The organism is Chromobacterium vaccinii (genome assembly GCF_000971335.1).
Lineage (GTDB): Bacteria > Pseudomonadota > Gammaproteobacteria > Burkholderiales > Chromobacteriaceae > Chromobacterium > Chromobacterium vaccinii.
The window spans coordinates 66,020-73,310 of the sequence record NZ_JZJL01000026.1; the positions used below are offsets into that span (position 1 = coordinate 66,020).

General features: G+C 64.7%; 7 protein-coding genes. 3 read left to right on the top strand and 4 right to left on the bottom strand.

The window, feature by feature from the left end:
* Positions 1–8 precede the first annotated feature (8 nt).
* Both VL52_RS13910 and VL52_RS13915 read right to left on the bottom strand, forming a co-directional pair.
* The gene (locus VL52_RS13910; protein WP_046157568.1) at positions 9–1,478 is read right to left on the bottom strand and encodes an ArnT family glycosyltransferase; all 1,470 of its coding nucleotides are present in this window, start codon (positions 1,476–1,478) and stop codon (positions 9–11) included.
* Positions 1,479–1,609: 131 nt separating this feature from the next.
* Positions 1,610–2,983, bottom strand: a complete 1,374-nt coding sequence (locus VL52_RS13915) for a peptide MFS transporter (protein ID WP_082113747.1) — start codon at positions 2,981–2,983, stop codon at positions 1,610–1,612.
* Positions 2,984–3,565: 582 nt separating this feature from the next.
* Here VL52_RS13915 and VL52_RS13920 point away from each other — a divergent pair.
* Positions 3,566–4,951 carry a tryptophanase gene (locus VL52_RS13920; protein ID WP_046157570.1) on the top strand — a complete coding sequence of 462 codons (1,386 nt, stop codon included), beginning with the start codon at positions 3,566–3,568 and terminating at the stop codon, positions 4,949–4,951.
* A gap of 51 nt (positions 4,952–5,002) precedes the next feature.
* Here the strand turns inward: VL52_RS13920 and VL52_RS13925 are convergent, their stop codons facing one another.
* Positions 5,003–5,623 (bottom strand): glutathione S-transferase family protein, encoded by a 621-nt coding sequence (locus VL52_RS13925; RefSeq protein WP_046157571.1) that lies wholly within the window; start codon positions 5,621–5,623, stop codon positions 5,003–5,005.
* Positions 5,624–5,797: 174 nt separating this feature from the next.
* Complete coding sequence (locus VL52_RS13930) at positions 5,798–6,373, bottom strand: class I SAM-dependent methyltransferase (protein WP_052717370.1); 576 nt, start codon at positions 6,371–6,373, stop codon at positions 5,798–5,800.
* Between the two features lie 137 nt (positions 6,374–6,510).
* Here VL52_RS13930 and VL52_RS13935 point away from each other — a divergent pair, with 137 nt between their 5' ends.
* A complete protein-coding gene (locus VL52_RS13935; RefSeq protein ID WP_046157582.1) occupies positions 6,511–6,987 on the top strand; it encodes a YbaK/prolyl-tRNA synthetase associated domain-containing protein in 477 nt (158 codons plus the stop codon).
* Positions 6,987–7,291 (top strand): hypothetical protein (locus VL52_RS13940; protein WP_046157573.1); only part of this gene is annotated, 305 nt, incomplete at its 3' end. The genes VL52_RS13935 and VL52_RS13940, both read left to right, overlap by 1 nt.

Below are 7,291 nucleotides of genomic sequence, written 5' to 3' on the forward strand. Positions count from 1 at the left end.
TTGCGCTTTCACTGGGCCGCGGCCGGTTTCAGCAGCAGCATTCTGTCCTTCATCACCGGGAACTCCCCGGCCTTGACATAGCCCGCGGCGATGGCCGGCGGCAGGCTGGCGAGGTCGCGCTGCTCGGTGACGATCCAGCTGCCCGGATGCGCGGCAAGTTGCGGAGCCAGCGCATGGGCGTCGGCGGTGGTGCGCACCTTGCCCTGGCTGTAGAACTCGGCCGAGAACTCGCGGCGGCTGTCCCAGTAGAACAGCCTGGCCTGCTGCGCCGGCTGGTGTTGGAGCCAGGCCGCGATCACCGGCTTCTGGGTGCGGAAGTAACGGGCGCCGTCATGCCATTGCAGGCCGATGGCGGCCAGAACCAGCGCGCCGGAGGACAGCGCCAGCCACGGCAGCGCGCGGCCGGATCGCTCATGCCGGCCGCGATGCCACAGCTCGGCCATCAGCAGCGCCGCGCCGGGGAGCATCGGCAGCGAGTACGGGAAGATGATGTTGCCGGACATCGTGAAGAACAGCAGCGTCATCACCGTCCACAGCGAAACGTAGAGCAGCCAGCCGTCGTTTTCGCCGGCGCGGACGATGGCCGGCAGCCGGCGCGCGCGGCAGGCCAGCCAGGCCAGCATGGCGATGGACCACGGGAACAGCGCGCCCAAGGCGTACGGCCAGATCATGCCGCGCGGCGTGGCGTGGGCGAAGCCGTACTTGTCGCCCTTCCAGCCGGAGTCGAGGAAGCGGCTGACGTGCTCGCCCATGATGAAATAATTGAGGAAGCCCGGCGTGCGGATTTCCGCCCAGGCGTACCAGGGCAGGGCGATGGCTGCTGCCAAGAGCGTGCCGGAGATCCATGGCAGCTCGCGCCACAGCGCCTTCCATTGATTGCGGATCAGCACCCAGAAGAAGATCGGCATGCCCACCAGCACCACGGCCAGCGGACCCTTGGCCAACAGGCCCAGGCCCAGGCCGGCGAAGAAGGCGTAGCGCCAGATCCGGCCGCCGCCGTTCATGGCGCGCCAGAAAGCCACCTGGCTCAGCGTCACGCAGAACATCAGCGACGGGTCGGTCATCACGGTGCCGGCCGCGCCGTAGAACAGCAGGCCGCCGGCCAGCATCAGCGCGGCGGCCATCGCCGCGTCGCGTCCGGCGCGGCGGCGCATCAGGTCGGCCGTCAGCCACAGCGCGCCGATGGCCAGCAGCAGCGCCGGCAGGCGGGCGGCGAATTCATTGACGCCAAACAGGCCCATGCTGGCCGCGGACAGCCAGGTAGACAGCGGCGGCTTGGCCCAGAACGGCACGCCGTAGTCGTGCAGCGGCGTCACCCAGTTGCCGGTTTCCAGCATCTTGCGGGCGATCTCGGCGTAGCGCGCCTCGGTGGTGTCGGTGAGTGGGATCGCCCACATCGCCAGCAGGCGTATGGCCAGCAGCGCCAGCAAGGCGTAGCCGGCCGCCTTCCGCCAGGAAGAAGTTGCAGCGGTATTCATCCGTAAACTTGTTTTCAAAACGGGGTAGAGGATCGGCGCAAGGCTATCACAGACCGGGATCGGCGTCTGCGGTCCCGCCAGCGAAAACGCCGCCCGGAGGCGGCGTTGGCTTGGATGCGGCAAGCGGCGGATCAGCGGCCGTGCATCATTTTCTTCAGCACGGAGGACAGCCCGAACAGCACCAGCGAGCTGGCGCCGGCCATCATCACGAACAGCATGAAGAAGTCGTGCAGATTGGTGACCGCGTAGCCGAGGAAGTGCGGCACCGGCTTGGCCGGGTCCGGATACAGTTCAGACAGCGTGCCGGCGAATTTGTTGGCGGCGGCGTTGGACAGGAACCAGATGCCCATCATCAGGCCGGTGAAGCGGGCCGGGGACAGCTTCACCACCAGCGACAGGCCGATCGGCGACAGGCTCAGTTCGCCGAAGGTGTGCAGCACGTACAGGCTGACCAGCCACAGCATGCTGACCTTGACGCCCGGCGCCAGGCCGTCGACGCCGAAGGCGATCACCAGGTAGCCAAGCGCGAGGAAGAACAGGCCCAGCGCCATCTTGGCCGGCGACGACGGCTCCATGCCCTTGCTGCCCAGCTTGGTCCAGATCCAGGCGAAGATCGGCGCGAAGATCACGACCGAAACCGGGTTCAGCGACTGGAAGTAGGACGCCGGCACGGTGAAGCCCAGAAGGTTGCGGTTGGTCTGCTCTTCGGCGAAGAAGGTCAGCGAAGCGCCGGCCTGCTCGAAGGCGGACCAGAAGAAGATCACGAAGGCGGACACGATCAGGATCACCGCCAGACGCTGCTTCTCGATGCGGGTCAGCGGCTCGTGCACCACTTTTTCGCCGCTGTCGTGATGGCGCTTGGGCGCCAGGCCGATAGGCTTGCCTTCCGGCGTCACCAGGTATTTGTTCTTGAACAGGGTGAACACGACCAGCGACAGCAGCATGCCGAAGCCGGCGGCCATGAAGCCCCATTTGAAGTCGGACGGATTGCCGGTGTCGCCCAGGGTGCCGCACACCAGCGGCGCGATCAGCGAGCCGGTGTTGATGCCCATGTAGAAGATGGTGAAGGCGGAATCCACGCGCTTGTCGCCCGGGGCGTACAGCTGGCCCACCATCGACGAGATGTTGGGTTTGAACAGGCCGTTGCCGGCGATCAGGAAACCCAGGCCGCCGTACAGCAGCCAGGAGGCGGCGGCGACGTTGGTCTCATGCAGCGAGCCGGAGAAGAACAGCATGAATTGGCCGATGGCCATCAGCACGCCGCCGGCCAGGATGGAGCGGCGGTTGCCCCAGTAGCGGTCGGCGATGTAGCCGCCGACCAGCGGAGTGAGATACACCAGGCCGGTGTAGGTGCCGTAGATATCCGAGGCATGGGCCTTGTCGAACAGCAGCGCCTTGATCATGTAAAGCGTGAAGATGGCGCGCATGCCGTAGTAGCTGAAGCGCTCCCACATCTCCGTCACAAAGAGCAGATAGAGCCCTTTGGGATGCGATTGTGTAGACATAAGGGTTTCCTTCGAGTGACTTGAGATATCACCAGCAACGAGCGGTGTTTTTGTTTTTTATGCATGCCTTGGATTTTGTAGGCAGCGCAAGATAATATCGATTAAATGTTGAGATGTGAAAATTTTTTTTAAGCCATATCAATTACATTGTAATAAATGGAGCAAATACTTTTCTTTAGAGATGATTTTTTGCTAGTTAATACTCTAGGCGTGATGAGTTTATTGCATAGTGGTTATTGTTGACTGTATACAAATCAATGGCGAGATGGTTTTTGTTAGTTCTTGATTGTTGCGCAGTCAGACAATCCTGCTCTATCTTGAAGGCATGCCCGCGTCCGGGCGACCATGCAACTGCCTCAAGGTGTGGCGATGAATATCGAACCCCATGCTGGCCAGGCGCTGACTCATCTCAATGGCCTGCGCCCCAATTGGTACACCGTCGACATCATTCTGACGTTCGACTTCCCGCGCGCCTGATCTCCTCCGGCAATCGTTACCCTATTTGTTTCGACCGCATGACGGCCCGCCGCCGCTTCGCCTGCGCTTGTCCGGGCGGCGCGCGGCCGCGCCGAGGAGAAGATCATGGCACGACGCATTCCCGAACCTTTTCGCATCAAGATGGTGGAGCCCATCCGGCAAACCACGCCGTCAGACCGTCGCCGGGCGCTGGCCGACGCCGGCTGGAATCCCTTCCTGTTGAAAGCCGAGGATGTCTACATCGACCTGCTGACCGACAGCGGCACCGGCGCGATGTCCGATCGCCAATGGGCCGGCCTGATGATGGGCGACGAGGCCTATGCCGGCAGCCGCAATTTCCTGCGGCTGGCCGACACGGTGCGGGAGCTGTTCGGCTACGCGCATACCATCCCCACCCACCAGGGGCGCGGCGCGGAGCAGATATTGTTTCCGGAGCTGGTGAAGCGCTGCCGGGGCGAGCGACCTGTGTTCCTGTCCAACTACCATTTCGACACCACCAAGGCCCATGTCGAACTGGCGGGCGCCCGCGCGGTCAACGTGCTGACGCCGCAGGCGCTGGACACCTGCACGGCGTATGACTGGAAGGGGGACTTCGACCTGGCGCGGCTGGAAGAGATCATCGCGGCCGAGGGCGACAACGTCGCCGCCGTCATCATCACGATCACCTGCAACAGCGCCGGCGGCCAGCCGGTGTCGATGACCAATATCCGCGCGGCCAGCGCGCTGGCGCGCTCGCGCGGCATTCCGGTGGTGATCGACGCCGCCCGCTTCGCCGAGAACGCCTGGTTCATCCGCGAGCGCGATCCGGCCTATGCCGGCGCTTCCATGCCGGCCATCGCGCGCGAAATGTTCGGCCACGGCGACATGTTCACGATGTCGGCCAAGAAGGATGCGCTGGTCAATATCGGCGGCCTGTGCTGCTTCAAGGACGACGAGGCGCTGTTCCGCGAGGTGCAGGTGCGCTGCGTGCCGATGGAGGGCTTCGTCACCTATGGCGGTTTGGCCGGTCGCGACATGGAGGCGCTGGCGATAGGGTTGAGGGAAGGGCTGGACGACGCTTTCCTGGACTACCGCATCGGCCAGGTCGCCTACCTGGGCGAGCGGCTGCGCGAGGGCGGGGTGCCTATCCAGTATCCAACCGGCGGCCACGCCGTTTTCGTCGACGCCGCGCGCCTGCTGCCGCACATTCCGGCCGAGCGGTTTCCCGCGCACGCGCTGGCCTGCGAGCTGTATCTGGAAGGCGGCGTCCGGGCGGTGGAGATCGGTTCGCTGCTGCTGGGCCGCAATCCGCAGACCGGCCAGCAGGAGCCGTCGCCGTTCGAACTGATGCGTCTGACGATACCGCGCCGGGTGTATACCAACGATCACATGGACTACATCGCCGACTGTCTGATCGAGGTGAAACAGCGCGCGGCCGAGGTGAGAGGGCTGGCCTTCGACTACGAGCCGCCGATACTGCGGCACTTCACCGCGCGGCTGAGGCCGGCGTAGCGCTTGCGGGCGGGAGGAGGCTGGGCATCCGCCTCCCCGCGTGGCTGGCGTCTACGCCTTGCTTGCCTGCCACTGGGCGGCCTGCTCGGCGGCGCGCAGCAGGGCCGGCCGGTTTTTCAGGCCATCCCAGTAAGCGACCAGTTCTGGCCAGCCGCGCATGCTGCCGAACTCGATGCCATAGCCTATCGTGCGGCCGACATATACGTCGGCCGCGCTGAAGCGGTCTCCGGCGAGGTAGCGGCGGCCGGCGACGGCTTTGGCCAGGGTGTTCAGCGTCGCTTCGTAGGAACCGTAGCCGAACATCCGCTGTTGCTCCTGGGTGGGCGTGAAGCCCGCGGCCTGATTGGTCCAGGCGTGCTCCACACAGCTGGCGGCGAAAAACAGCCAGCGATAATAATCGCCGCGTTCGGCTGGCGCGGGGGCGAGCCCGGCCTCGGGAAAGGCGTCGGCCAGATAGGCGCAGATGGCCGCGCCTTCGGTGACGACCTGATCGCCATGGCGGATGGCCGGCACCTTGCCCATCGGATTGATGGCCAGATACTCCGGCGCCTTCATCGACGCGCCGTATTCCAGCAGCACCGGACGGTAGGGCGCGCCCACTTCTTCCAGCATCCAGTGCACGATATTGCCCCGCGATTGCGGGTTGGTATAGAAGACAAGCTCTTTCGACATGATCTTCAGCCTTTCTGTACGGTGGTTGCGGCTAGGAGGCGGATGGCGGAGCGCCAGTTTCCGCTGCCGTCCGGCTATGCATGATGCATGCCTGGCGGATGGCGGGCAAGAGGGTTGCGCGGCTGGGCGGCGATGCGCCCGGGCAGCTCCCGGATCGGGATGCGTGAGCGAGCCTCAGCCGGCGAAAGCCGGTTTGCGGATGCGCATCACGAAAGTGCAGTCGCCGATCACGTTGTAGAAGTTCTGCACCGCCAACGCGATGTCGTCCTCGGTGAGCTGGCCGCCGTTGAAGCGGCTGGCCCAGGGCTCCAGGATCTTCACATCCGACGATTCCAGCGCCCAGTCGACATTCAGATAAATACCCAGCGGGGTGCCGGAGCCGCCTTCCTGGATGCTTTGTCGGTTCAGCTCCTGGTTGAACATTTGCAGGCCCATCGCCGTGATCGGCCGCACATGGGTGGGATCGGCCAGGTAGTTGTCGCTGCGCGGATGCGGCACGGTGATGGTGACGCGGGCATCCGGCGCGCACACCCGGTACAACTCCTTGATGATGCCCAGATAGGTGTCGGTAGCGGCGCCCAGATGCTCCAGCACGTGGCTCATCACGATCTCGTCCACCGATCCGTCGGCCCAGGGCCAGGGGAATCGCTCCAGGTCGACCACCTGATCTGGCTGGCAAGCAGCCTGAGAGTCGACATTAATGAAGCCAGTCCGCTTGTCGTGGCCGCAGCCGAGGTTGAGTTTAAGCATGGGAGGCATGGATGGGAACGAGGCTTGCAGTGTAGAGGTTGGTCGGGTTGGGCAACAAGCGGCATTCGGGGCTTGTCCATCCGCTTTCCGGCCGCATGTTGTTTAGAATGATGCAGTATTTGCGGGAGGCGCTGACCGTGTTTGAACGTTTGCGGAACATATTGGAAGAGGGCCAGGCCCGTTTCCGGGTGATAGAGCATCCAGCCGAGGGCAATTCGCACAAGGTGGCGGAGATACGCGGCACCGAGGTGGGGCAGGGGGCCAAGGCGATGCTGTGCAAGGTGGCGGACGCGCCGGGCCGGTTCGTGCTGGCGGTGCTGCCTGGCGACGAGCGGGTGGATTTCGCCAAGGTGGCCGCCGCCGTCGGCGCGCGCAAGGTGAAGCTGGCCGACGCGGCCGACGCCGAGGCCGCCACCGGCTGCGTGATCGGCTCCATCCCGCCGTTCAGCTTCGATCCGTCCATCCGGCTGGTGGTCGACCCGCAGCTGTTGGCGCGCTACCGGGAGGTCGCATTCAACGCCGGCCGGCTGGACGCGTCCATCGTGCTGGACGGCGACGATTACCGCCGTCTGGCGCAACCGCTGCTGGCCGATATCCGCAAGGAGAGCGCTTGATGGCCGAAGCGAGCGAGCCGCTGGCCGGCTATGCGCGGGCGATCATGGGCGGCGCCGGCGCGGAGCGCATCGTCGGCCGCGAGGATAGGCAGGACAACTGGCGCGAGGCCGATTGCGAGGTGACGCTGCGAGAGCGCGTGTACCGTTTCGACAACGGCGTGGCGATCCGCCGCAGCATCGAGGTGGACGACTACCCCAGCGAGCTGGCCTGCGCCGAGAGCTGGATCACCTATGAAGTGCTGGAGCTGGGCGGCTCGCCGGGCATAGCGCCGATGCGCAAAAGCTTCGATAACGGCTGCCGCGA